Below are 24,825 nucleotides of genomic sequence, written 5' to 3'. Positions count from 1 at the left end.
CCGCATGCCTCTTGCTACAAGTTCAAGTTAACTTGAAGTCAAGCGGGAATTGTGCTTTCGTTCATGCATGGATTCCATGCTGACCATCACCGACGTGTCACGGCGCAGCGGCGTCGCCTCATCGGCCCTGCGCTTCTACGAGGAGCGCGGGCTGATCGGGTCCGAGCGGGCCGGCTCGGGACACCGACGCTATCCGCGATCCGTGCTGCGCCGGATCGCCTTCATCGTCTTCGCGCAGCGAATTGGGCTGACGCTCGAGGAGATCGGCGCCGAGCTGGCCAAGTTGCCAGCCGATCGCGTGCCGTCGCGTCGGGATTGGTCGCGGTTGTCAAGCCAGTGGACCAAGCGCATCGACCAGCGCATCGCCGAGTTGCAGCGCCTGAGGTCGGGGCTTACCGAGTGCATCGGTTGCGGCTGCCTGTCGATCGACCGGTGTAGCCTTGCGAACCCTGCCGATATGGCAGGACGCAAGGGGCCGGGGCCGAGGTATTGGCTGGGGTGAGTTGGCAGCCAAGTGCGAGACGCTGCGGACCGGTAACGTTCAGCGGCGGTATCGTTTGTCGCTGACTTTCTCGATCCACTCGACGGCGTTGCCATCAATTGCTTGCGCCGTCCTGCCAGACGGTTCGTTCCTTCTAAAGATGCGGCTGCATTTCAGCGGGCCAAGCGAAATAAGGAAATACGTCGAACTGCTCCGGGTGCGGCAGTCATCAACCTCTTCAGCCCCCCGAAACGCTGAGCATTGGAGCCGTTGCGCGTTGCCACAGGCTGATCGGATTGATCCGGCGGTTGGCGATACCTTTCTTGCGGCAACGAAGGACGAAAACGGTGTGTAGGCCATCGGTAATGGTAGCCTGTTCAAAATTTCGCCAATCGTTGGCTGATCGCCCGCACGGTACTGCATTCGGACAGCATGACCCAAGACTTTACATTAAGTATTCGAATTTGTTCGCTTTCGGCGCAGTTGGTCCCGCCCATCATTGAACCGACACGAATCTCATGACCGATTTCCTGCCAAGCGATCGCCGTGTGAAGCTTGTCAAACTCACCCCAAAGGTGCCGCAATATCGAGGAATGCTAATGATAAGATAATCATAAGCGACCTCCCGAGATACTCGCGCTCCCACGCACTGATCCGGATCAGCTGATTGCCTCTCCTCAGGTAATTATAGCCCACCAAATCCGGCATTGCCTGCGTCCTCCGATCGGTTTGGTCGGATCGGATGAGGCATTCCGGCCCGCCGACAGCCTGCGGATCGATTCGGTCTCGTGTCCGGTTCAAGGGCATCGACCCGTCTGAGTCCGCTCAGCAATTCATGTGGCCGGATGTGGCTAGCTGCATCTGACAGTGCAGAGTTGCCGCAAGCGTGTTTTCCGATTTCTACGTCGAAGTATCGCCGCTGCACGATGCGGGAGGCAAACCGCTTTTCTCACCTGCGCCTGCTGCCATTATCTCGTCTGTGTCATCGCCGAACAGGAAACAGACGGGACAGACAATGACCTGTGTTCTGCCACAGGTAAGCACTGTTCCTGAGCCCGTGACCTTAGACAGAATTGACCGCGCTCTGGATACGCTCGCCCTAGCTATCCACAAGGCTGGCAACAAAGGACGAGCGTATCTCCCGATTTACGAGCGTTTTGAACGGGAGAAGAAGAAATTGATTGCAGAGATGGGCGCAATGCTGCGCGTCCAGGAACGGCTCAAACGATCTCGGGATCGAAAGGCAAAGCAATTTTTTTGAGTTCGTCTCGTCGCCATTGCAACGATCCGCCCGTACCATACTCTACACGCTCTATCGTATGGCCCATCAAGATTTTGCGAAGCTCGCTGTCGATACCTGCCTCCTTCATACGATCCTCGAAACTGTGCCGGAGCGAATAAATCTTGTGCTTCGGTGTCGGGAAAAGTTTGTGTGTTTTAAAGAATTTATTGAGGTTTGCAGAAAGCGCCTCTTCACGATTGCGGTAGCGCGGAAAGCCCTGCGGATTTTTCTTAAAAACTTCCAGCGCGACGCCTACCAGCGGTACATCTCGCACTGACCATTCGGTCTTGATCTCGCGCGGATCATCGGCGTCCTCTCGTGGGGTAATGCGAACATACGGAACCGGCGTGTCAAGGAAGATCACGGTCTCATCAACATTGCATATCTCGCTTGGGCGTGTGCCTGTCTCGATCAGCGCCAGAACGCAGCGACGCGCTTGAGCATCCAGGGATGCTAAAGCGCCCGGCCTCATGATCTGATCGGTTATCCATTTGGGTTCGAATGACGGCCGTTTACGACGGCGCTTGCCACGCTCCGAAAAGCGGAGGTCATCGAATGGGGTGCCTTTTTGTTCCTCGCCCAAATGAGCGAAATAACGCCTGTAGAGATCCCGCATGTTGCCGAGGTCTCGATTGCCGGCAGACGCCGAATGTGTCGCGGCTCCGATGTCTGGCGGCGGCGCGATGCGCTTGAGCCAGAACCGGTAGAAGGTCAGTCCGTCTTCACGCGTGACGTCGCCGATCGGCTTGTCACCAACCAGGGCAACGAAATTGTTTACGGCTCTCTGCTTTACCTTCTTCCACATTCGGCGCTGCGACTGGCTCTTACCCGCGACTTCATGGGCCATGATCTCATCGGCGTAGAGATCAAAAGCTTTGGAGACTTTGACCGGCGGCACCTGCACCCCGCCGAGGAGAGCGTCGGCGACCGCGGGGGCCGCTTGAACGCGCTCCAGCGCCTCGACACGCTTTAAAATTGAATCGACATTCTGAAAGCCTGCCACCTGTCCATTTGAAAGGTAGGAAACGCCCATGGCTTCAGCCCGGCGAACGGCGTCGCGATACTGATCGAGTGCTGACCTTGTCTCGCCGCCGCAAAGAAGCACCGCCCACAGGGTCTTGTCCGCGTCTTCGAGCTTGTCGCGCATGGCACGTGCGAGGCGGCGTTCGTCCGTTCCCAGGGACTTGCGAATGAACCTGCCGCGATCGTCGATGCCGACCATCTTGGCGGGCATTCGCCGATGATAATAGAAAATTCCGTCGCGCTGGACGAGGTAGCGATCCGGGTCTCTGGCGGGCTCTGCGACGGCCTCTTTTCGCATGGGCCAAACTCGCGATGTATCTCAGTTTGTATCCCAAATTGTATCGCATTTCGGCAAGAACGCCAAGCGCCCTCATCAACGGGTGCTCTGCCGGACTGGAGTTTCAATGGCTTAGAGGGCCAAGTTCACGAATTTGATGGTGCGGTCGAGAAGACTCGAACTTCCACGGGTTGCCCCACAGCGACCTCAACGCTGCGCGTCTACCAATTCCGCCACGACCGCACGTGGTAGGAGCCGGAACCAACCGGCCCGCGGCGTGTAGCAAATCGTTTCCGGTGAAACAAGTGCGCGGCCAGCAATAATCGGCCGGACATCGGCATAACTCTTCAAGGGCCGAACGTGCCGGAACTGGACGTTTGTACCGATTGCCGCCATATGAGTGGCGAGACGAGATATCATGACAGAACGCAGCCAGATCGCCACGTCGTTCCTGCCCTTGCCCGGCTCGGCGCCGGTCGAATGGCGCATCGAGCCCGGGCTCACCGCCTATCCCGATGCGCTCGCCGTGATGGAGGCGCGCGCCGAGGCAATCCGCAGCGGCGCCGCCGGCGAGATGGTCTGGCTGGTCGAGCACCCGCCGCTCTACACCGCCGGCACCAGCGCCCGCATCGAGGACCTGATCGAGCCGGACCGTTTCCCGGTCTTTGCCGCCGGGCGTGGCGGCGAATACACCTATCATGGGCCGGGCCAGCGAGTCGCCTACGTCATGCTCGACCTGAAGCGGCGGCGCGAGGATGTCCGCGCCTTCGTCGCCGCACTCGAACAATGGATCATCGGCTCGCTGGCCGCCTTCAACGTACGCGGCGAACGCCGCGAGGACCGCGTCGGCGTCTGGGTGGTTCGGCCGGACCGCCCCGCTTTGCCCGACGGCTCGGCGGCCGAGGACAAGATCGCCGCCATCGGCATCAGGCTGAGGCGCTGGGTGAGCTTTCACGGCATCGCCATCAATGTCGAGCCGGACCTTAGCCATTTCAGCGGCATCGTGCCGTGCGGCGTCCAGGATCACGGCGTCACCAGCCTTGTCGACCTCGGCCTTCCCGTGACCATGGCCGACCTCGACCTGGCGCTGAAATCCGCTTTCGAGGACGTGTTCGGGCCCGCCGCGGTGTCGCCTGTCGAAGTGTCCCGCAAGGCCGGCTGAAACACTCGCCCAATGCCTGCGCCAATATGCGAAGGCGGCCCTCGCTCATCAGCATCGAGCCCGCCCTTGAGCTCAATCCTCACATCGCGCCGATCCAGATTGCCATGGAAATGAGGAACGTGCTCATGCACACCAGCGAGACGACATCCTGAACAAGATCGGTCATAACTCTCTCCTGTTGTTAGTATGTTCGTATTTTGTTCTAGTTTTGTTCGAATGTCAACGATCGCAGTCCGGGCGTCACCCGAATTGCGCTCGGTCATTTCGACAGGGTTAAGAAAGGGTTGAGAAGGAGATGCCGAGCGTTTCGGGGCCGACAGGCGCGCGAAAGCGGCGGGACGGCGCACGGCAGCTCGCGGGCCGTCATCGCCTCAATTGCAGCGCACCCTAAAGCGGCACAACCTTGCCGTCGGACAGCGTCACGCGGCGGTCCATGCGCGAGGCGAGCTCGTGATTGTGGGTGGCGATGAGCGCCGCCAGGCCCGATTGCCGGACCAGTGCTGCCAGCGCCTCGAACACATAGGAAGCGGTCACCGGGTCGAGATTGCCGGTCGGCTCGTCGGCCAAAAGCACCAGCGGCGCATTGGCGACGGCACGCGCAATGGCGACCCGCTGCTGCTCGCCGCCGGAGAGCTCGGAGGGGCGATGCTGTGCCCGCTTGCCGATCTGCATATAGTCGAGCAATTGCGCCGCCCGCTCGGCCGCCTCCTTGCGCGGCAGCCCTTTTATCAGCTGCGGCATCATGATGTTTTCCAGCGCAGAAAACTCAGGCAACAAATGATGGAACTGGTAGACGAAGCCGACATCGTTGCGGCGGATCGCCGTGCGCTCGTCGTCGGAAAGCCGGCCGCAGGCGCGCCCCGCCAGGATCACGTCGCCGGCGTCCGGTCGCTCCAGCAGCCCGGCCGTGTGGAGCAGCGTCGACTTGCCGGTGCCCGACGGCGCCACAAGCGCCACCATCTCGCCACGCTTCAGCGAAAAATCGGCGCCGTTCAGGATGGTCAGCTTGCGCGGCCCCTGTACATAATGGCGTTCGACGCTCTTCAGCTCGATAATGGCCTCGGCCATCATTCGTACCTCAGCGCTTCGACCGGATCGAGCCTGGCAGCGCGCCACGCCGGAAACAGTGTCGCCAGGAACGACAGCGCCAAAGCCATGAGAACAACCGAGATCGTCTCGCTGGCATCCATGCGCGCCGGCAGCTGGCTCAGGAAATAAAGCTCGGGATTGAACAGCCGCTCGTTGGCCAGCCAGGAGAAGAACTGGCGGATGCGCTCGACGTTGAGGCAGATCACGATGCCGAGCAGCACGCCGGCGATGGTGCCGACAACGCCGATCGCAGCCCCGGTCATCAGGAAGATGCGCAGGATCGCGCCGCGCGTGGCGCCCATGGTGCGCAGGATGGCGATGTCGTGGCCCTTGTCCTTCACCAGCATGATCAGGCCCGAAATGATGTTGAGCGCCGCCACCAGCACGATCAGCGTCAGGATCATGAACATGACGTTGCGCTCGACCTGCAGCGCGTCGAAAAACGTCTTGTTACGCTCCCGCCAATCGACGAGGGTGATCGGCCGTTGCGCCGCCTCTTCGACCTTCGGCTTCAGCGCGTCGATATTGTCGGGATTGTCGGCGTAGATCTCGATCGTCTGCGCCCTGCCGTCCATGTTGAAATAAAGCTGCGCTTCCGAAAACGGCATGTAGACGATGGAGCTGTCATATTCCGACATGCCGACCTCGAAGATCGCGGTTATCGGATAGCCTTTCATGCGCGGCGTCGTGCCGAGCGGCGTGACGTCGCCCTCGGGCGAGATCAGCGTGATGGTATCGCCGAGCACAAGGCCGAGATTCTCGGCCATGCGGCTGCCGATGGCGACGCCCTCGCCGGTGTCGAAGCCGACGATCGAGCCCGCCTTGATGTTGTTGGCGACGATCGTGATCTTGCCGAGATCCTCGCCGCGTATGCCGCGCACCAGCGCGCCGGTGCCGCCGCCGACATTGCCTTGCGCCAGCACCTGCCCGTCGATCAGCGGAATGGCGTATTTAACGCCGGGCACGCCGTTGATGCGGCCGGCGACCTGGTCATAGTCCTCCAGCGGCATGTCGAGCGGCTGCACGATCAGGTGCCCGTTGACGCCAAGGATGCGCGTCAGCAGTTCGGCGCGAAAGCCGTTCATGACCGCCATGACGACGATCAGCGTGGCAACGCCCAGCATGATGCCGAGGAAGGAGATCGAGGCGATCACCGAGATCACCGTCTCCTTGCGGCGCGAGCGCAGATAGCGCCACGCCACCATGCGCTCGAAGCCGGAAAAGGGTCCTGCCGCCGAAGGTTTGGCTGCTGCCGCTTCACTCATACGGCGGCACCGAAACGCTTTTTCACGTCGCCGATCGGCAGCGTCTCGCGCTCGCCGGTCCTGCGGTTCTTGATTTCGACCTCGCCGGCGGCGACACCACGCGGCCCGACGATCACCTGCCACGGGAGCCCGATCAGGTCGGCGGTGGCGAACTTGCCGCCCGGCCGCTGGTCGGTGTCGTCGTAGAGCACCTCCTTGCCGGCGGCGGCAAAGGCGGCATTCAGCTCGCCGCAGACGCGGTCGCATTCGGCATCGCCAGCCTTCATGTTGATCAGGCCGATGTCGAACGGCGCCACCGCTTCCGGCCAGATGATGCCGTTATCGTCATGGCTGGCCTCGATGATCGCCGCTACCAGCCGCGACGGGCCGATGCCGTAGGAACCGCCAGAGACAAAATGATCCTTGCCGTCCGGGCCGGTCACCTTGGCGCCCATCGGCTTGGAATATTTGTCGCCGAAATGGAAGATATGGCCGACCTCGATGCCGCGCGCCGAGACCTTGTCGCCTTCGGAGAGCTTTTCCCATGCCGCCTCGTCATGCATTTCGTCGGTGGCGGCATAGGGCGTCGTCCACGTCTTGACGATGCCGCCGATCTCGGCGTCGTTCGAAAAATCGGTGTTCGCCCCGGGCACTGCCAGCGAAAGATAGTCGCGATGGCAAAACACCTGGCTCTCGCCGGTGTCGGCCAGGATGATGAACTCATGGCTGAGGTCGCCGCCTATCGGCCCAGTGTCGGCGCGCATCGGGATCGCCTGCAGACCCATGCGCGTAAACGTCCTGAGATAGGACACGAACATGCGGTTGTAGGCGGCCTTGGCGCCTTCATAATCGAGGTCGAAGGAGTAGGCGTCCTTCATCAGGAATTCGCGCGAACGCATGACGCCGAAGCGCGGGCGCACCTCGTCGCGAAACTTCCACTGGATGTGATAGAGATTGAGCGGCAGGTCCTTGTAGGACTTGACGTAGGAGCGGAAGATCTCGGTGACCATCTCCTCGTTGGTCGGCCCGTAGAGCATATCGCGGTCTTGCCGGTCCTTGATGCGCAGCATCTCCTTGCCGTAATCTTCATAGCGGCCACTTTCGCGCCACAGCTCGGCCGATTGGATGGTCGGCATCAGGATTTCGAGCGCGCCGGCGCGATTCTGCTCCTCGCGAATGATCCGGCAGACCTTGTCCAGCACCCGCTTGCCGAGCGGCAGCCAGGAAAAGCTGCCCTGCCCCTGCTGGCGGATCATGCCGGCGCGCAGCATCAGCCGATGCGAGACGATCTCGGCCTCGCGCGGATTTTCTTTGAGAATGGGCAGGAAATAGCGCGACAAACGCATGGACTGGTCCGTGAGAGAGGATGGCGGCGCCGGAATCGGCGCAGCGCTGGCTTGCTTGCCCCGGCTTCATAGCCATTTCATGGCGGAATGGAAACCCGGCCCAGGCGCTGCATAGACGCCGCAATTGCCGCACACGGCTTGCTGGGCGTTTCGCAAGCAACGCCTGCCGTACTATTGTGCACTGCAGCACGAGATTGCCTGTTTCCGAGCAAAATTCTTCGTGACATTTTCACCCGCCTTAGGCTAGTGTGCCCCCATAACCGAGAGGGCGGAGAAAAATCTGCCCTCCTACGCGGTCAAAGTCTTGGGAGGATGCGATCTAGGCGCGGTAACTCGCTGCCGCCGGACACCGGAAACAGATCGGACGCGTTTAAATTGCAAGGCCTCGCGCCTTGCATTTTTTTTGTGCAATCATCTGGTTAGCACGACAGATTACCAAACTACATGACGTTGCGTCAGCCCAAACCCGCCCCGGCCTTTACTTTGGGTTGACCTTGCTGGCTCAGCTTGATTTCAGAGCCTCGGCTAGGCTGGGATAGTCGGACACGGTAGGTAGCCGGCTAATGCGCTGGGCTCTGGTTGAAATCCGGCACGATGTGCGGGATGTCGTCGATACCGAGGCCAAGCCCTCTCGTGATGCCGTAGAAGATACCCATGAGGACCAGCGTGGCGATCGTCGTGCGCAGCGCCGCGCGCAGCATGTGCGGTCCGCGCGGTGCGCTCGGAACCGTGCCAAGCGTCACGTCCCGATCCTCGTCCTGCGTCCGCATGCTGAACGGCAGGACGGCGAACAACACCACCCACCATGTGGCGAAGAACAGGGCGACAAACGAAACCCAACTCATGCTTGCTCCAGTTCGACCAGCGTGCCGAAGAAATCCTTGGGGTGCAGAAACAATACCGGCTTGCCATGTGCGCCGATCTTCGGATTGCCGTCGCCCAGCACGCGCGCGCCGCTGGCCTTGAGACGGTCGCGCGCCGCAACAATGTCGTCCACCTCATAGCAGACATGGTGCATGCCGCCGGACGGATTCTTCGCGAGGAATGCGGCGATCGGCGAGGCTTCGCCGAGCGGCTCGAGCAACTCGATCCTGGTGTTGCCGACGTCGACGAACACCACCGTAACGCCATGCTCCGGCAGCGCCTGCGGCGCGGTCACGCGCGCGCCAAGCGTATCGCGATAGACCGCCGCAGCCGCGGCCAGATCCGGCACCGCAAGCGCGACATGGTTGAGGCGTCCGAGCATAGCGTACTCCCGGGTTAGGGGAGTAGGGGAGTAAGGCAGTAGGGGAGTAGGGAAAAAAGGATCTAGAAGTGCATCTGTTTGCGCTCCTACCTCCTACTTCCCTACTCCCTTACTGCCCTACTCCCCTACTCCCTTGTTCGTCACCTCGTGACGAACACCGTCACCAGCGGCTTCTTGCCCCAGGCTTCGTTGGCCGCGCCGCGCACCGCGCGCCGCACCGCCTCCTGGACCAGGTCGAGGTCTTTTCGGCGCTGGCGGGGGATGGAGTCCACGGCGCCGATTGCCGCATCGATCATCAGGTCTTCCAGGCTCTCGCCGCTGCCGTCGGCCTCGGCGACGCCGATGGCGACGAGATCGGGATCGCCGGCAAGCTCGTATTTGTCGTCGAGCACGACATTGACGGCGACATGGCCGGCAAAGGACAGCTTGCGGCGGTCGCGAATGCCCATCGCCTGGTCGGTGCCGATCAGCCTTCCGTCCTTGTAGATGCGGCCGAACGGCACCTGGTCGATGATGGCGGCGGCACCCGGATACAGCCTGAGCATGTCGCCGTCGCGCACCTGCGCGACCTGGCCGATGCCGGACGTCGACATCAGCGAGCCGTGCGCCACCAGATGCGCCGCTTCGCCATGCGCGGGCACGCCGATCTGCGGCCGCACCCATTCATACATCTTGCGCAATTCGCTGCGGCGTGGATGGCCGGAGACATGCACCAGCGCATCGCCGTCCTCGATGATCTTGATGCCGAGATCGATCAGGCGGTTTTTGATTTCGAGGATCGCCTTCTCGTTGCCGGGAATGGTGCGCGAGGAAAACACCACCGTGTCGCCGGCCGTCAGCGCCACCGACTTCATCTCGTCGCGCGACAGCTTGGCAAGTGCGGCAAGCGGCTCGCCCTGGCTGCCGGTGCAGATGATGACGAGGTTTTCGCGCGGGATGAAGCCGTAATCCTCCTCGGCGATGAATTCCGGCAACCCGTCCATATAGCCGAGTTCATCAGCCACATCGATGACGCGCTTCATCGAGCGGCCAATCACCAGGCACTGGCGGCCGGCATCCCGCGCCGCCTTGGCGATGGAGACGATACGGCCGACATTGGAGGAGAAGCTGGTGACGGCGACCCGGCCCTTGGCGTTCTGGATGACGCTCTTGAGGCCCTCGCCCACCGCCACTTCGGACGGCGATTCCCCTTCCCGCATCGCATTGGTGGAATCGCAGACCAGCGCCAGCACGCCCTTGTCGCCATAGGCTCGGAAGCGCGCCTCGTCGGTCATCGGCCCGACCGTCGGCGCCGGATCGATCTTCCAGTCGCCGGTATGGATGACGACGCCGGCCGGCGTCGTGATCGCCAGCGACATCGGTTCGGGAATGGAGTGCGCAACAGGGATCGCCTCGATCTCGAACGGGCCGACGGTGAATTTCTCGCCGGCCCGGTAGATCGTCACCGGGATCTTCGGCGCCCCTTGCTCGCCCTGCCGCTTGGCTTCCAGCAGGCCGGCGCTGAACGGCGTCATCCACACCGGCGCCTTGAGCTTCGGCCAGATGTCGTGGAGCGCGCCGTAATGGTCCTCATGCGCATGGGTGATGACGATGCCGCGCAGATTGGCGACGTTCTCCTCGATGAAACGCGTGTCGGGCAGAACCAGGTCGACGCCGGGCAGGGTTGCATCGGGAAAAGTGACGCCGACGTCGACCACGATCCATTCGCGCGCATTGGCCGGCCCATAGCCGTAGAGGGCGAAGTTCATGCCGATCTCGCCGACACCGCCGAGCGGCACGAAGACAAGTTCGGCGTTTTCCGCTATCGCCATGGTCTTTCCTTCCTTGCCGGTCAAAATTGTGGGCCGGTCAAAATTGTCGGCCGGTCAAAATTGTCGGCCGGTCAAATTCAAGCTGGTCAAATACCTGGCCAGTCAAACGTATTGGCCGGTCAAACGCCGGCCGAGGCAACCGCGCCGAAATGCACGTCGCCGGCGGCGATCGTCAGAACCGAACCTTGATCGTCGCGGATCACGAAACGGCAGTCCTCGTCAATGGTCTCGAAGGTGCCGCGCACCACATTACCGTCAATTCTGACAGCAACCTGCCCGCCAAGCCCCGCCGCACGCGCCAGCCAGCGCCGCCTGACGGCGGCAAGCCCGCGCCCTTCGTTCCACAGCCGCGCATTCTCGCTCCATGTATCCGACAGCGCCAGGAACAGCGTCTCGGCATCGCAAGCAGACCCCAGCGCGCTGAGCGACGTCGCTGGATAAGGCAAATCCTTGGGATAAGCCACCACGTTGACGCCGACACCGAGAGCCACCGCGGAACGGCCACCATCCAGCATCGCCGATTCCAGCAGGATGCCGGCGAGCTTGGCGCCCGAGGCAAGCACATCGTTCGGCCATTTCAGTTCGAAACGGTTCTTGCCTTGGCTCGCACCATCGAGGCCGATCGCGATCCTGCCCTTCGGCACGACAGCGTCGAGCGCGTCGGCCAGCGCCAGTCCGGCAACGAAGCCGAGCGTCGCGGCAAGCCGAAGCTCGGTGTTGGTGATCACCAGCAGCGTCGCCGCCAGATTGCCCTCGGGCGTCGCCCAGACGCGGCCACGGCGGCCACGCCCGGCTTCCTGCTTTTTTGAGACGACCCAGAGTTTGCCCGGATCGCCGGCCCGTGCGTGCTCCAGCGCCAGCGCGTTGGTGGAGCCGACCGTGTCGTGCGCCTCGAGCCGGAACCCGTCCGAAGCCGCGGTTGGGGCCAGCCTGAACGTCATTCCGTCAGAAGAAGGTCTTGGCCGCGGCAGCGGCGTAGGTTCCGATCGGGCCGCCGATCAGCACGTAGAACAGCACGAAGGCGCCACAGACACCGAGCACGACGCGCAGTTCGGACGCCATCGGCACGAAGCCGCCGACCGGTTCGTCGAACCACATGATCTTGATGATACGCAGATAATAGTAGGCGCCCACCACAGAGGCGAGCACGCCGATGATCGCCAGCGCGTAGAGGTTGGCATTGATGGCGGCGAGGAACACGTACCATTTCCCCCAGAAGCCGGCGAGCGGCGGGATGCCGGCCAGCGAGAACATCAGGATGGTGAGGATCGTCGCCATGATCGGATTGGTCGCCGACAGGCCGGCGAGATCGCTGATCTGCTCGACATTGCCCTCCTTGCGCCGCATGGCGAGGATGAAGGCGAAGGTGCCGAGCGTCATCACCAGATAGATCAGCATGTAGATGGCGACGCCGCGCACGCCGTCCTGGCTGTTCGCGGCAAGGCCGACCAGCGCATAACCCATATGACCGATGGAGGAATAGGCCATCAGCCGTTTGATGTTGGTCTGGCCGATGGCGGCGAAGGCACCAAGCGCCATCGAGGCGATCGAGATGAAGACGATGATCTGCTGCCAGTCGGCGGCGATCGGCTTGAAGGCGCCCATGGTGACGCGCACCATCAGCGCCATCGCCGCCATCTTCGGTGCCGCCGCCAGAAAAGCCGTCACCGGCGTCGGCGCGCCTTCATAGACGTCGGGCGTCCACATATGGAACGGCACCGCCGAGATCTTGAAGGCAAGGCCGGCCAGCACGAAAACCAGGCCGAAGACGAGCCCAAGCTGGCGCTCACCGCCGCTCAGCGCCGTGGCGATCTCCTGGAAGCCGGTGTTGCCGGTGTAGCCGTAGACCAGCGAGATACCGTAAAGCAGCATGCCCGACGACAGCGCGCCAAGGACGAAATACTTCAGCCCGGCCTCGGTCGAGCGCAGATTGTCCCGGTTGATCGCCGCCAGCACGTAGATCGCCAGCGATTGCAGCTCGAGGCCGAGATAGAGCCCGATCATGCCGTTGGCCGAGATCATCAGCATCATGCCGAGCGTGCAGAGCAGGATCAGCACCGGATATTCGAACTTGTCGAAACGCTCCGCCTGGGCAAAGCGGACCGACATGACCAGCGTCACCGCCGAGCCGACGAGCGCCAGCACCTTCATGAAGCGGGCGAACGGATCCTGGATGAAGGCTTCGCCATAGGCGTTGCCCTGTCCCGGCGAAAAGACCAGCCAGGCGCCGGCGATCACCAGCACGGCGACGGCAAGGCCGCTCACCGTGACGGTGGTGTTGGCGCGCGAATAGGCGCCGAGCATCAACAGCGCCAAGGCGCCGATGGCGAGGATCAGCTCTGGCGTCGAGAGCGACAGGCTTGAGAGAAGGTCCGGCGTCATGTTTCGCAAAACCCCCAGTCAGTTCGCCGCCGCGGTCTGCGCGGCGCCGATGGATGCGGTGACATTGGTAACGAGCGCCTTGACCGATTCGGCGGTCGCGTCGAAGATCGGCGCCGGATAGACGCCGAAGAAGATGACCAGCGCGACCAGCGGATAGATGATCACCTTCTCGCGCGTCGACAGGTCGAGCAGGCCTTTCAGGCTTTCCTTGGTCAGCGCGCCGAAGATCACCTTGCGGTAGAGCCAGAGCGCATAGGCCGCCGAAAGGATGACGCCGGTGGCGGCGAAGAACGCTACCCAGGTGTTGACCCGGAACACGCCGAGCATGGTCAGGAACTCGCCGACGAAGCCGCTGGTGCCGGGCAGGCCGACATTGGCCATGGTGAAGATCATGAACACGGTTGCATATTTCGGCATGTTGTTGACCAACCCGCCATAGGCGTCGATGTCACGCGTATGCATGCGGTCATAGACGACGCCGACGCAGAGGAACAGCGCGCCGGAGACCAGGCCGTGCGACAGCATCTGAAAGATCGAACCCTGGACGCCTTCCTGGTTCATCGCGAAGATGCCCATGGTAACGAAGCCCATGTGAGCGACCGACGAATAGGCGATCAGCTTCTTCATGTCCTCCTGCATCAGCGCCACCAGCGAGGTGTAGATGATGGCGACGCCGGAGAGCGTGAAGATCAGCGGCGCGAACATTTCGGATGCGATCGGAAACATCGGCAGCGAAAAGCGCAGGAAGCCGTACCCGCCCATCTTGAGCAGGATGGCGGCCAGGATCACCGAGCCGGCCGTCGGCGCCTCGACATGCGCGTCCGGCAGCCAGGTGTGCACCGGCCACATCGGCATCTTCACCGCAAAGGACGCGAAGAAGGCAAGCCACAGCCAAGTCTGCATATCGGCCGGGAAGTTGTGGGTCAGAAGCGTCGGGATGTCGGTGGTGCCGGACTGGAAGAACATCGCCATGATGGCGAGCAGCATCAGCACCGAGCCGGCCAGCGTATAGAGGAAGAACTTGAACGAGGCATAGACGCGCCGCTTGCCGCCCCACACGCCGATGATGATGAACATCGGGATCAGGCCGGCTTCGAAGAAGACATAGAACAAGACGATGTCGAGCGCGCAGAACACGCCGATCATCAGCGTCTCGAGCAGCAGGAAGGCAATCATATAGGCCTTGACGCGCTTCTCGATCGATTCCCACGAGGCGAGGATGCAGAGCGGCATCAGGAAGGTGGTCAGGATGACGAACAGCATGGAGATGCCGTCTACGCCCATATGGTAGGAGATGCCGGAATCCAGCCAGGCAAACTTCTCGACGAACTGGAAGCCGGGCTGCGAATTGTCGAAGCCGGTCCAGATGAACAGCGAAATCACAAACGTGAACGCGGTCGTGAACAGTGCTATGGCGCGGATGTTGCGGCGCGCGTTCTCGCTGTCGTCACGCACGAAAAGGATGAGCAGCACACCAACCAGCGGCAGGAAGGTGACCAGCGATAGGATCGGCCAGGCGGTCATCAGAGCATCATCCAGGTGACGAGTGCGGCAACGCCGATCAGCATGGCGAAGGCATAGTGGTAAAGATAGCCGGTCTGCAGCTTGACGACCCGGTTGGTGACGTCGACGACGCGCGCCGAAATGCCGTCCGGCCCGAGCCCGTCGATGACGGTGCCGTCGCCGGTCTTCCACAGGAAGCTGCCGAGGCGCTTTGCCGGCCGCACGAACAGGAAGTCGTAGAGCTCGTCGAAATACCATTTGTTGAGCAGGAAGGCGTAGAGCAGGCGATGATTGGCGGCGACGCTCCGAGGCATTTCCGGCGCGCGAATATAGAACTGCCAGGCAATCGCAAAGCCGATCAGCATGGCGATGAACGGTGACAGCTCGACCCACAACGGCACTTCGTGGATTTCGTGCAGGATGTGGTTGTCCGGCAGCGTGAACAGCGACGCCTTCCAGAATTCGGCATAGCCCTCGCCGATGAAGGCGCCGTGGAAGATCACGCCGGCAAACAGCGCGCCCGCCGCCAGGATGAACAGCGGCACCAGCATGACCGGCGGCGATTCATGGACGTGGTGCATGACCTCGTGGCTGGCCCGCGGCTCGCCGTGGAAGGTCATGAAGATCAGTCGCCACGAGTAGAAGGAGGTGAAGCAGGCAGCAATGACCAGCAATATGAAGGCAAACGCGGCGACCGCATTGTGGCCGGCGAAGGCCGCTTCGATGATGGCGTCCTTGGAGAAGAAGCCGGCCGTGCCGATGATCGTTACCGGGATGCCGACACCGGTCAGCGCCAGCGTGCCGATCACCATCATCCAGTACGTTTTCGGAATGAGCGTCCTCAGGCCGCCCATCTTGCGCATGTCCTGCTCGTCGGAGACGGCGTGGATGACCGAGCCCGAGCCGAGGAACAGCAGCGCCTTGAAGAAGGCGTGCGTGAACAGATGGAAGATCGCCGCGCCATAGGCGCCGACGCCGAGCGCCACGAACATGTAGCCGAGCTGCGAACAGGTCGAATAGGCGATGACGCGCTTGATGTCGTTCTGGACGAGACCGACGGTCGCCGCGAAGAAGGCGGTGAAGGCGCCGATGAAGGTGACCACCGTCAGTGCCGAATGCGACAGCTCGAACAGCGGCGACAACCGCGCCAGCATGAACACGCCTGCCGTCACCATGGTGGCGGCATGGATCAGTGCCGAGACCGGCGTCGGGCCCTCCATGGCATCCGGCAGCCAGGTGTGCAGCGGCACCTGCGCCGACTTGCCCATGGCGCCCATGAACAGGAGCAGGCAGACGACCGTCATCGCGGCCTGCTTGTCGAGCGCATAGCCGAGGAAGGTCAGCACGGCCGCACCTTGCGGCGCGCCTTCCGCCGGAATGAACGTCGCCGCATTGGCGAAGATGGTGCCGAGATTGACCGAGCCGAACAGCACGAACACGCCGAATATGCCGAGCGCAAAGCCGAAATCGCCGATGCGGTTGACGATGAAGGCCTTGATTGCAGCCGCATTGGCCGACGGCTTCTTGTACCAGAAGCCGATCAGCAGATAGGAGGCAAGGCCGACGCCTTCCCAGCCGAAGAACATCTGCACGAGGTTGTCGGCCGTCACCAGCATCAGCATGGCGAAGGTAAACAGCGACAGATAGGCGAAGAAGCGCGGCCGGTCCGGATCGTGATGCATGTAGCCGATCGAGTAGATATGGACCAGCGACGACACCGTGTTGACGACGACCAGCATCACCACCGTCAGCGTGTCGATCCTGAGCGCCCAGGACGCCTCCAGCCCGCCCGACTGGATCCAGCGCATCACCGGCACGGTGAACACCTCTCCGCCGCCGAAGCCGACCGAGAAGAAGGCGACCCACGACAGCACAGCCGCAATCACCAGGAAACCGGAAGTGATGTATTCTGAAGCTTTGGCGCCGAGCGAAGTGCCGAACAGGCCGACGATCAAGAAGCCGAGCAGCGGAAGGAAGACGATGGCCTGATACATGGTGGTTCCGTCAACCCTTCATCATGTTCACGTCTTCGACCGCGATCGAGCCGCGGTTGCGGAAGAAGACGACGAGAATGGCAAGGCCGATCGCCGCTTCGGCCGCCGCGACCGTCAGCACGAACAGTGCGAACACCTGGCCGACCAGATCGCCGAGCGCCGCCGAGAAGGCGACGAAATTGATGTTGACCGCAAGCAGGATCAGCTCGATCGACATCAGGATGACGATGACGTTCCTGCGGTTCAGGAAGATGCCGAACACGCCGAGCGTAAACAGGATCGCCGATACGGTCAGGTAGTGCGCGATGCCGACGACCATCTCAGAGTCCTTCGCCCGTCTTGACCTTGCGGATTTCCACTCCGGTTGCCGCCGTGCGGCCGACCTGGGCGGCGATCGACTGCCGCTTGACGCCCGGCTTGTGGCGCAGCGTCAGCACGATGGCGCCGATCATGGCGACCAGCAGCACCAACCCAGCCACCTGGAAGTAATAGAGGTAATCCGTATAGAGGATGTCGCCGAGCGCTGCCGTGTTGGAGCGCGCGGCCAGGTCCGGAATGGGTTTCGCGACCGTCGCCGCCAGTTTCGGCGCGAATGTATAGCCGCCGAGCACCACGATCAGCTCCGCCGCCAGGATCAGCCCGACCAGCGCGCCGATCGGTGCATATTGCAGGGCGCCTTCCTTCATTTCGGCGAAGTCGACGTCGAGCATCATGACGACGAACAGGAACAGCACCAGCACCGCGCCGACATAGACGACGAGCAGGATCATCGCCAGGAACTCGGCGCCGGTCAGCATGAACAGGCCGGCGGCGTTGAAGAAGGTCAGGATCAGGAACAGCACCGAATGCACGGGATTGCGCGCCGAAATGACCATGAACGCCGATGCCACCGCGACAAAGGCGAAGAGGTAGAAAAAGGCCGCCTCTAGTCCACTCAGCATGGGTTCCCTCGGGTTTCCTGTCAGAACAGGACGTTCGTCCTGTTTTTTGCCACCGCCTCCGGTCGGCAAGTTGCGTGTTCCTTAAACGAGGCCCCTCGCCCCGTCCATGCGTCAAATATCAGCGGTAAGGCGCATCCAGCGAGATGTTGCGCGCCAGTTCACGCTCCCAGCGGTCGCCATTGGCCAGGAGCCTGTCCTTGTCGTAATAAAGCTCCTCGCGCGTTTCCGTCGCGAATTCGAAATTCGGGCCCTCGACAATGGCGTCGACCGGGCAGGCTTCCTGGCAGAAGCCGCAGTAAATGCATTTCACCATGTCGATGTCGTAGCGCACCGTGCGCCGCGTGCCGTCATTGCGGCGCGGGCCGGCCTCGATGGTGATGGCCTGCGCCGGGCAGATCGCCTCGCACAATTTGCAGGCGATGCAGCGTTCCTCGCCGTTCGGATAGCGGCGCAGCGCATGCTCGCCGCGGAAGCGCGGGCTGACCGGCCCCTTCTCATGCGGATAGTTGATCGTCTCCTTCGGCGCGAAGAACTGGCGCATCGACAGGAAGAAAGCGCCGACGAAATCCTGCAAAAGCAGTGACTTGGCGGCCTGGGATAATGCTGACATCAGGCAAACCCGGTGAGTTTGAGGAAAGCGGCGGTAGCGACCACCATGAACAGCGAGATCGGCAGGAAGACCTTCCAGCCGAGCCGCATCAGCTGGTCGTAGCGGTAGCGCGGCACGAACGCCTTCACCATGGAGAACATGAAGAACACCAGGCAGACCTTGAGCACGAACCAGATCAGCCCCGGCACCCAGGTGAACGGCGCGAAGTTGAAGGGCGGCAGCCAGCCACCGAGGAACAATATGGTGGCCAGCGCGCACATCAGGACGACGGCGACATATTCGCCGAGGAAGAACAACAGGAACGGCGTCGAGGAATATTCAACCATATGGCCGGCGACAAGTTCCGATTCGGCTTCCACAAGGTCGAAGGGCGGCCGGTTGGTCTCGGCCAATGCCGAGATGAAGAAGACGATGAACATCGGGAACAGCGACAGCCAATGCCAGTCGAGGAAGGTGTTGGGCAGGCCGAGCCGCGTGCCCAGCCCGTCCTGTTGCGACAAGACGATGTCGGACAGGTTGAGCGAGCCGACGCAAAGCAGCACGGTGACAATGACGAAACCGATGGAGACTTCGTAGGACACCATCTGCGCCGCCGAGCGCAGTGCGCCGAGGAAGGGGTATTTCGAATTGGAGGCCCAGCCGCCCATGATCACGCCATAGACCTCGAGCGAGGAGATGGCGAAGACATAGAGGATGCCGACATTGACGTTGGCGATCGCCCAGCCTTCATTGACCGGTATGACCGCCCAGGCAGAGATCGCCAGCACCGCCGACACCAAGGGCGCCAGCAGGAAAACGCCCTTGTTGGCGCCGGACGGGATCACCGGTTCCTTGAAGACGAATTTCAGCAGATCGGCGAAGGCCTGCAGCGTGCCCCATGGGCCAACGACATTCGGGCCTCGGCGCAATTGCACCGCCGCCCAGATCTTGCGGTCGGCGTAAAGCACATAGGCGACGAAGATCAACAGAACGACGATCAGCACGACCGACTTCAAAAGGATCAGCAGCGCCGGCAGCACGTAGAAGGAGAAGAAGGTGTCCATGTCTACTCCGCCGCCTGCCTGAAGCCGTTTTTCGCCAAAGCCGAGCACTCGGCCATCACCGCGGAAGCCCGCGCGATCGGGTTGGTCAAGTAGAAATCCTTGACCGGCGAGGTGAAGGTGCCCTTGTTCAGCCGCCCGCCGAGCTTGGCAACCCTGGCGATGTCGGCCGGGTCGCCGGCCGCGACATGGTCGATGCGGGCAAGATGCGGGTATTCCGCATAGAGCTTAGCGCGCAGCTGCGGCAGCGAATCGAACGGCAGCTTCTTGCCGAGCACATCCGACAGTGCCCGAAGGATCGCCCAGTCCTCGCGCGCCTCGCCGGGCGCGAAGCCGGCCCGGTTGGTCTGCTGCACGCGCCCCTCGGTGTTGACGAAGGTGCCCGACTTCTCGGTATAGGCGGCACCCGGCAGGATGACGTTGGCGCGATGCGCGCCCTTGTCGCCATGCGTGCCGATATAGACGACGAAAGCGCCGCCGGTCTTGGCCATGTCGATTTCGTCGGCACCGAGCAGGAACAGCACATCGGTCTCGCCCAGCATGCCGGCGACATTCCTGCCGCCCTCGCCCGGCACGAACCCGACATCGAGGCCGCCGACGCGTGCCGCGGCGGTGTGCAGCACGGCAAAACCGTTCCAGTCGGCCCTTGCGGCATTGACGGCGACGGCGAGCTTCGCCGCCTGGCCAAGCACGGCCGCGCCGTCCGGACGCGCCAGCGCACCCTGGCCGACGATGATCAGCGGATGGGTCGCCTTCTTCAGCAGCTGGAAGAACTTGCCGTTGCCGTCGGCCAGATCCTTCAGCGATTCCGGCCCGGCGCCGAGCTGCTCGTAATCATAGCGCGTATCGCCGACATCGCCGATGACGCCGACCGGCAGATTGCCGGCCCGCCAGCGCTTGCGGATGCGGGCGTTGAGCAAGGATGCCTCGAAGCGCGGATTGGCGCCGATAATCAGCACCGCATCGGCCTGTTCGATGCCTTCGATGGTCGGGTTGAACACATAGCTCGCCCGGCCGAGCGACGGATCGAGTGCGGCGCCGTCCTGGCGGCAGTCGGTGTTCTTCGAGCCGAGCGAAGCCATCAGAAGCTTCAGCGCGTAGATCTCCTCGACGGCGGCAAGATCGCCGGCAATTGCACCGATCTTGTCGGGTGCCGCATTCGACACCGCTTCCTTGATCGCGGCAAAAGCCTCGGCCCAGCTTGCCGGGGCCAGTCTGCCATCCTTGCGCACATAGGGGCGGTCGAGGCGCTGCGTGCGCAAGCCGTCCCAGATGAAGCGGGTCTTGTCGGAAATCCATTCCTCGTTCACCGCCTCGTTGGTACGCGGCAGGATGCGCATCACTTCGCGGCCTCGGCTATCGACGCGGATCGCCGAGCCGACGGCGTCCATCACGTCGATGGATTCTGTCTTGGTCAGTTCCCACGGCCGTGCCTGGAAGGCGTAAGGTTTGGAGGTCAGCGCACCGACCGGGCAAAGGTCGATGACATTGCCCTGCAGTTCCGAAGTCATCGCGCTTTCGAGATAGGTGGTGATCTCGGCATCTTCGCCGCGGCCGATCAGGCCGAGTTCCGATATGCCGGCAATCTCGGTGGTGAAGCGGACGCAGCGCGTGCAATGGATGCAGCGGTTCATGATCGTCTTGACCAGCGGCCCGATATACTTGTCTTCGACCGCCCGCTTGTTCTCATGGTAGCGCGAGGAATCGACGCCGAACGCCATCGCCTGGTCCTGCAGGTCGCACTCGCCGCCCTGATCGCAGATCGGGCAATCCAGCGGGTGGTTGATCAGCAGGAATTCCATCACGCCTTCGCGTGCCTTCTTGACCATCGGCGTGTTGGTGAAGATTTCCGGCGGCTCGCCATTCGGACCGGGGCGCAGGTCGCGCACGCCCATGGCGCAGGACGCCTGCGGCTTGGGCGGGCCGCCTTTCACCTCAATTAGGCACATGCGGCAATTGCCGGCGATCGACAGCCGCTCGTGGAAGCAGAAGCGCGGCACTTCTGCGCCGGCGTCCTCGGCCGCCTGCAGCAGCGTGTAATGGTCGGGTACAGTGATCTCTTTCCCGTCGACCTTGAGCTTTGCCATTTCGCCTCAAACCCCTGCGGACGTTCCGCAATCTTTCCTTCCGGGCGCGGCCGAGACCGCGCACGATATTGAATTCACTTTTTGGCCCCGGCCAACGCGGCCGCCTGACCGATCCAGCCGTCACGGCCGATGCGGCCCTTCAACGACAGGTAATCTTCGACCCAGGCGATTTCTTGCGGCGTCCACGCGGCGATCTGGGCGTATGTCCAGATGCCAAGGCCGTTCAGCACCTTTTCCAGTTTCGGCCCGATGCCCGATATCGCCTTGAGGTCGGCGGGCTCGGCGGGCCGGTCCATCGGCCTGGGCTGCTTGAAATCCTCCGGCATCAGCCCGGCCGACGCATCCGCTGCAACGGTGCTGGCATTCGCCAAGCTCCGCGCAGCGGTGCTCGACGCAATGTCGGTCACATCGTTGGCGAAGGACTGCGCCTCGGCAATCAGGGTTTTGGTCGCCGCGCGCGCCTTTATCGATGAGCTTTTGCCGGTCGCGGAAACGCGTTCCGTTCGAGCCTCGAAATCCTCGGCGACCGGCTGCCAAAGCCGCTGCGAGGTCTCGGCCGCGCCTGAAAGCACGCCCATCCAGATACCAAAGGCGTGGTTGGCAAGGCCGATGCCGAGTGCCGTCATCGCCGCCGCGCCCGCGACAGGATGCGCCAGGAGATTGACGGCATTGGCCATCTCCTTCGGCATCATCCTGGTCAGATCCTGGTTCATCTTCAACAACGGGTCCATATCGGGCGTAAAATCGTCGGGTGTCGAAAACAGCGACATAGGTGGTCTCCTGGTCGTTTCCGTCTGCCCCGCGCTCGTTTCCTCGTGTCGGACATTCGTCCGCATTTTGAATTCTTCTATTCCGCCGCCGCCAGCACCGGTTCGGCGCGGTGCGCGTTGCGCGAAAACTCGTCGATGCGCCGCTCCACCTCGCCGCGGAAATGCCGCATCAGGCCCTGGATCGGCCATGCTGCCGCATCGCCCAGCGCACAGATCGTGTGGCCCTCGACCTGCTTCGTCACGTCGAGCAGCATGTCGATCTCGCGCTTCTGCGCCTCGCCGCGCACCAGCCGTTCCATCACCCGCCACATCCAGCCGGTGCCCTCACGGCAGGGCGTGCACTGGCCGCAGCTCTCGTGCTTGTAGAAATAGGACAGCCGCGCGATCGCCTTTACGATATCGGTCGATTTGTCCATGACGATGACAGCCGCCGTGCCGAGGCCCGATTTCAGGTCGCGCAGCGCGTCGAAATCCATCGGCGCGTCGATGATCTGCTCGGCCGGCACCAGCGGCACCGAGGCGCCGCCCGGAATGACCGCCAGCAGATTGTCCCAGCCGCCGCGAATGCCGCCGCAATGCGTCTCGATCAGTTCGCGGAACGGGATCGACATCGCCTCTTCGACGGTGCACGGATTGTTGACGTGGCCGGAGATGCAGAACAGCTTGGTGCCGACATTGTTGGGCCGGCCGAAGGACGAGAACCAGGCCGCACCGCGGCGCAGGATGGTTGGCGCGACAGCGATGGACTCGACATTGTTGACCGTCGTCGGGCAGCCATAGAGGCCGACATTGGCCGGAAACGGCGGCTTCAGCCGCGGCTGGCCCTTCTTGCCCTCGAGGCTTTCGAGCAGCGCCGTTTCCTCGCCGCAGATATAGGCGCCGGCGCCATGGTGCATGTAGATGTCGAAATCGTAGCCGGAGGTATTGTTCTTGCCGATCAGCTTGGCCGCATAGGCCTCGTCTATGGCGCGTTGCAGCGCCTCGCGCTCGCGGATGAACTCGCCGCGCACATAGATGTAGGCGGCGACCGCGCCCATGGCGAAGCCCGCAAGCAGGCAGCCTTCGACCAGCGTGTGCGGGTCATGGCGCAGTATGTCGCGGTCCTTGCAGGTACCGGGCTCGGACTCGTCGGCATTGACGACGAGATAGCTCGGCCGGCCGTCGCTTTGTTTGGGCATGAACGACCATTTCAGCCCGGTCGGGAAACCGGCACCGCCGCGGCCGCGCAGGCCCGATGCCTTCATCTCGTTGACGATCCACTCGCGCCCCTTGGCAACGATGCCGGGCGTGTTGTCCCAGGCGCCGCGCGCCATGGCGCCGGCCAGCGACTTGTCGAAGCGGCCGTAGATATTGTTGAAGATGCGGTCTCTGTCCTGAAGCATTGCTCGTTCCTCAGACCGGCTTCTTGCCGGTCGGCCGGCTCCTGTTTTCGGGCGACGGCTTGGCCGCCTTGGCGACAGCCTTCGCCGGTTTAACCTTGGCCTCCGGCGCCTTGAAGGCAGACGCCGGCTCGGCCTTGTTCTTGGGGCCCTTGCGCTGTTTCGAGACGTCCTCGACCTGCGGCTCGGCCTTGTTGGCATTGGCGGCCGAATGCAGAGGCGCTGCGACGCTCGCCGCCTTCTCCACCGCGGGCGCGACTTTTGTCGCCGATGGCGATTTCAGCGCCGGGCTGGTCTCGACCGCATCGGTTTTCGGCTTGCTGGCATTCGAGGGCGCAACCGGCGCCGGTGCAGGCGCGGCCGAAGCCGCTGGCGGAACTGGTGCTGCGGCGGCAGCCGCCGGCTCTGCATCCTTGGCGGCCTTGGTCGCCGCCCTGGTTTCCCGGTCGCGGGTCGCCTTGAGGATCGCCTTTTCGCTCTTGAGGGTCGTCAGGCCGCTGGCCGGCTCCGAGGTGATGCGGCCGTTTTGCGGTCCTGGCGTCACCGAAGCACCTTTGCCGGCGTCATAGAGGTCGATGATCTCGGCAAGCCGCTCCGGCGTCAAATCCTCAAAAGTATCCCTAAAGATCATCACCATCGGTGCGTTGACGCAGGCGCCGAGGCATTCGACCTCTTCCCACGACAGCGTGCCCTTGTCGTTGGTGTGGAATTGGTCGTGATGGATTTTCGAGCGGCACACATCCATCAGCGCTTCCGAGCCGCGCAGCATGCAGGGCGTGGTGCCGCAGACCTGGATATGAGCGCGCGTGCCGACCGGATTGAGCTGGTATTGCGTATAGAAGGTGGCGACTTCCAGCCCACGGATATAGGGCATGTCGAGCATGTCGGAGATCGTCTCGATCGCCGCCTTGGTCACCCAGCCTTCCTGTTCCTGCGCCAGCATCAGCAAGGGAATGATCGCAGACTGTTCGCGCCCCTTCGGATATTTCTTGATCCACTGCTTCGCCGCCGCCGCATTCGCCCGGTTGAAGGCGAAGGAGGCTGGCTGGAGGCTGGCTTCTGCGAGACGGCGGACTGACATTGCGATTTCGCTTCTTCGGTTTCTACTGGCTGGAGCCATAGGCACGATAGCAATCCTCGGATCGCCCCAAAACGCAT

Annotated in this window: 22 protein-coding genes and 1 tRNA gene; 3 read left to right on the top strand and 20 right to left on the bottom strand. The window is 62.6% G+C overall.

Annotated features, from left to right (window positions below; genetic code table 11):
* The first annotated feature begins 67 nt into the window (after positions 1 to 67).
* Both soxR and NKK47_RS04475 read left to right on the top strand, forming a co-directional pair.
* Positions 68 to 502 carry a redox-sensitive transcriptional activator SoxR gene (gene soxR, locus NKK47_RS04480; protein ID WP_352458231.1) on the top strand — a complete coding sequence of 145 codons (435 nt, stop codon included), beginning with the start codon at positions 68 to 70 and terminating at the stop codon, positions 500 to 502.
* 865 nt (positions 503 to 1,367) lie between these two features.
* Positions 1,368 to 1,742 (top strand): hypothetical protein, encoded by a 375-nt coding sequence (locus NKK47_RS04475; RefSeq protein ID WP_352575219.1) that lies wholly within the window; start codon positions 1,368 to 1,370, stop codon positions 1,740 to 1,742.
* Here the strand turns inward: NKK47_RS04475 and NKK47_RS04470 are convergent.
* Together NKK47_RS04470 and NKK47_RS04465 are read right to left on the bottom strand one after the other, a co-directional pair.
* Entirely contained in the window at positions 1,702 to 3,084 is a 1,383-nt protein-coding gene (locus tag NKK47_RS04470; RefSeq protein ID WP_352575217.1) for a DUF6538 domain-containing protein, read from the bottom strand. The two genes, NKK47_RS04475 and NKK47_RS04470, sit on opposite strands and share 41 nt — an antisense overlap.
* A 137-nt stretch (positions 3,085 to 3,221) precedes the next feature.
* Positions 3,222 to 3,306 (bottom strand) — tRNA-Leu (locus NKK47_RS04465).
* A 175-nt stretch (positions 3,307 to 3,481) separates the two neighbouring features.
* Here NKK47_RS04465 and lipB point away from each other — a divergent pair.
* Positions 3,482 to 4,225 carry a lipoyl(octanoyl) transferase LipB gene (gene lipB, locus NKK47_RS04460; protein WP_352450002.1) on the top strand — a complete coding sequence of 248 codons (744 nt, stop codon included), beginning with the start codon at positions 3,482 to 3,484 and terminating at the stop codon, positions 4,223 to 4,225.
* A 387-nt stretch (positions 4,226 to 4,612) separates the two neighbouring features.
* Here lipB and NKK47_RS04455 read toward each other — a convergent pair whose 3' ends face one another.
* From NKK47_RS04455 to nuoE, 18 genes are all read right to left on the bottom strand, one after another.
* The gene (locus tag NKK47_RS04455; protein ID WP_023676610.1) at positions 4,613 to 5,296 is read right to left on the bottom strand and encodes an ABC transporter ATP-binding protein; all 684 of its coding nucleotides are present in this window, start codon (positions 5,294 to 5,296) and stop codon (positions 4,613 to 4,615) included.
* Positions 5,293 to 6,579, bottom strand: coding sequence for a lipoprotein-releasing ABC transporter permease subunit (locus tag NKK47_RS04450; RefSeq protein WP_352458234.1), 1,287 nt, complete (start codon positions 6,577 to 6,579; stop codon positions 5,293 to 5,295). The genes NKK47_RS04455 and NKK47_RS04450 overlap by 4 nt, the downstream gene beginning before the upstream one ends.
* Positions 6,576 to 7,904: a proline--tRNA ligase gene (proS, locus tag NKK47_RS04445; RefSeq protein WP_023676612.1), complete on the bottom strand. Its 1,329-nt coding sequence runs from the start codon at positions 7,902 to 7,904 to the stop codon at positions 6,576 to 6,578. The genes NKK47_RS04450 and proS overlap by 4 nt, the downstream gene beginning before the upstream one ends.
* A 560-nt stretch (positions 7,905 to 8,464) precedes the next feature.
* On the bottom strand, positions 8,465 to 8,749 hold the full coding sequence (locus tag NKK47_RS04440) for a DUF1467 family protein (RefSeq protein WP_254818117.1): 285 nt from the start codon (positions 8,747 to 8,749) through the stop codon (positions 8,465 to 8,467).
* A complete protein-coding gene (mce, locus tag NKK47_RS04435; RefSeq protein WP_352450005.1) occupies positions 8,746 to 9,150 on the bottom strand; it encodes a methylmalonyl-CoA epimerase in 405 nt (134 codons plus the stop codon). The genes NKK47_RS04440 and mce overlap by 4 nt, the downstream gene beginning before the upstream one ends.
* A gap of 140 nt (positions 9,151 to 9,290) precedes the next feature.
* Positions 9,291 to 10,961 carry a ribonuclease J gene (locus tag NKK47_RS04430; protein ID WP_352575215.1) on the bottom strand — a complete coding sequence of 557 codons (1,671 nt, stop codon included), beginning with the start codon at positions 10,959 to 10,961 and terminating at the stop codon, positions 9,291 to 9,293.
* A 119-nt stretch (positions 10,962 to 11,080) separates the two neighbouring features.
* Positions 11,081 to 11,902 (bottom strand): biotin--[acetyl-CoA-carboxylase] ligase, encoded by an 822-nt coding sequence (locus NKK47_RS04425; protein ID WP_352575213.1) that lies wholly within the window; start codon positions 11,900 to 11,902, stop codon positions 11,081 to 11,083.
* 4 nt (positions 11,903 to 11,906) lie between these two features.
* A complete protein-coding gene (nuoN, locus tag NKK47_RS04420; RefSeq protein ID WP_352575211.1) occupies positions 11,907 to 13,343 on the bottom strand; it encodes an NADH-quinone oxidoreductase subunit NuoN in 1,437 nt (478 codons plus the stop codon).
* Positions 13,344 to 13,361: 18 nt separating this feature from the next.
* A complete protein-coding gene (locus tag NKK47_RS04415; protein WP_352575209.1) occupies positions 13,362 to 14,867 on the bottom strand; it encodes an NADH-quinone oxidoreductase subunit M in 1,506 nt (501 codons plus the stop codon).
* A complete protein-coding gene (gene nuoL / locus NKK47_RS04410) occupies positions 14,867 to 16,840 on the bottom strand; it encodes an NADH-quinone oxidoreductase subunit L (RefSeq protein ID WP_352458240.1) in 1,974 nt (657 codons plus the stop codon). Before nuoL ends, NKK47_RS04415 begins: the two co-directional genes overlap by 1 nt.
* A gap of 10 nt (positions 16,841 to 16,850) precedes the next feature.
* The gene (gene nuoK / locus NKK47_RS04405) at positions 16,851 to 17,159 is read right to left on the bottom strand and encodes an NADH-quinone oxidoreductase subunit NuoK (RefSeq protein ID WP_023676620.1); all 309 of its coding nucleotides are present in this window, start codon (positions 17,157 to 17,159) and stop codon (positions 16,851 to 16,853) included.
* A 1-nt stretch (position 17,160) separates the two neighbouring features.
* Positions 17,161 to 17,781 (bottom strand): NADH-quinone oxidoreductase subunit J, encoded by a 621-nt coding sequence (locus tag NKK47_RS04400; RefSeq protein ID WP_352575207.1) that lies wholly within the window; start codon positions 17,779 to 17,781, stop codon positions 17,161 to 17,163.
* A 118-nt stretch (positions 17,782 to 17,899) separates the two neighbouring features.
* Positions 17,900 to 18,391: an NADH-quinone oxidoreductase subunit NuoI gene (nuoI, locus tag NKK47_RS04395; RefSeq protein ID WP_254818109.1), complete on the bottom strand. Its 492-nt coding sequence runs from the start codon at positions 18,389 to 18,391 to the stop codon at positions 17,900 to 17,902.
* Positions 18,391 to 19,434: an NADH-quinone oxidoreductase subunit NuoH gene (nuoH, locus tag NKK47_RS04390; RefSeq protein WP_352450011.1), complete on the bottom strand. Its 1,044-nt coding sequence runs from the start codon at positions 19,432 to 19,434 to the stop codon at positions 18,391 to 18,393. Before nuoH ends, nuoI begins: the two co-directional genes overlap by 1 nt.
* Positions 19,435 to 19,436: 2 nt before the next feature.
* Positions 19,437 to 21,518 carry an NADH-quinone oxidoreductase subunit NuoG gene (gene nuoG, locus NKK47_RS04385; protein WP_352575205.1) on the bottom strand — a complete coding sequence of 694 codons (2,082 nt, stop codon included), beginning with the start codon at positions 21,516 to 21,518 and terminating at the stop codon, positions 19,437 to 19,439.
* Between the two features lie 74 nt (positions 21,519 to 21,592).
* On the bottom strand, positions 21,593 to 22,288 hold the full coding sequence (locus tag NKK47_RS04380) for a helix-hairpin-helix domain-containing protein (protein ID WP_352575203.1): 696 nt from the start codon (positions 22,286 to 22,288) through the stop codon (positions 21,593 to 21,595).
* Between the two features lie 77 nt (positions 22,289 to 22,365).
* A complete protein-coding gene (gene nuoF / locus NKK47_RS04375; protein WP_023676626.1) occupies positions 22,366 to 23,670 on the bottom strand; it encodes an NADH-quinone oxidoreductase subunit NuoF in 1,305 nt (434 codons plus the stop codon).
* Between the two features lie 10 nt (positions 23,671 to 23,680).
* Positions 23,681 to 24,748, bottom strand: coding sequence for an NADH-quinone oxidoreductase subunit NuoE (nuoE, locus tag NKK47_RS04370; protein WP_352575201.1), 1,068 nt, complete (start codon positions 24,746 to 24,748; stop codon positions 23,681 to 23,683).
* Between the last annotated feature and the right edge of the window lie 77 nt (positions 24,749 to 24,825).

This window comes from Mesorhizobium sp. M0019, assembly GCF_040323975.1.
Classification (GTDB): Bacteria; Pseudomonadota; Alphaproteobacteria; order Rhizobiales; family Rhizobiaceae; genus Mesorhizobium.
Note: the sequence above shows the minus strand (reverse complement) of the source record. Positions and strands in the feature narration are given on the sequence as shown.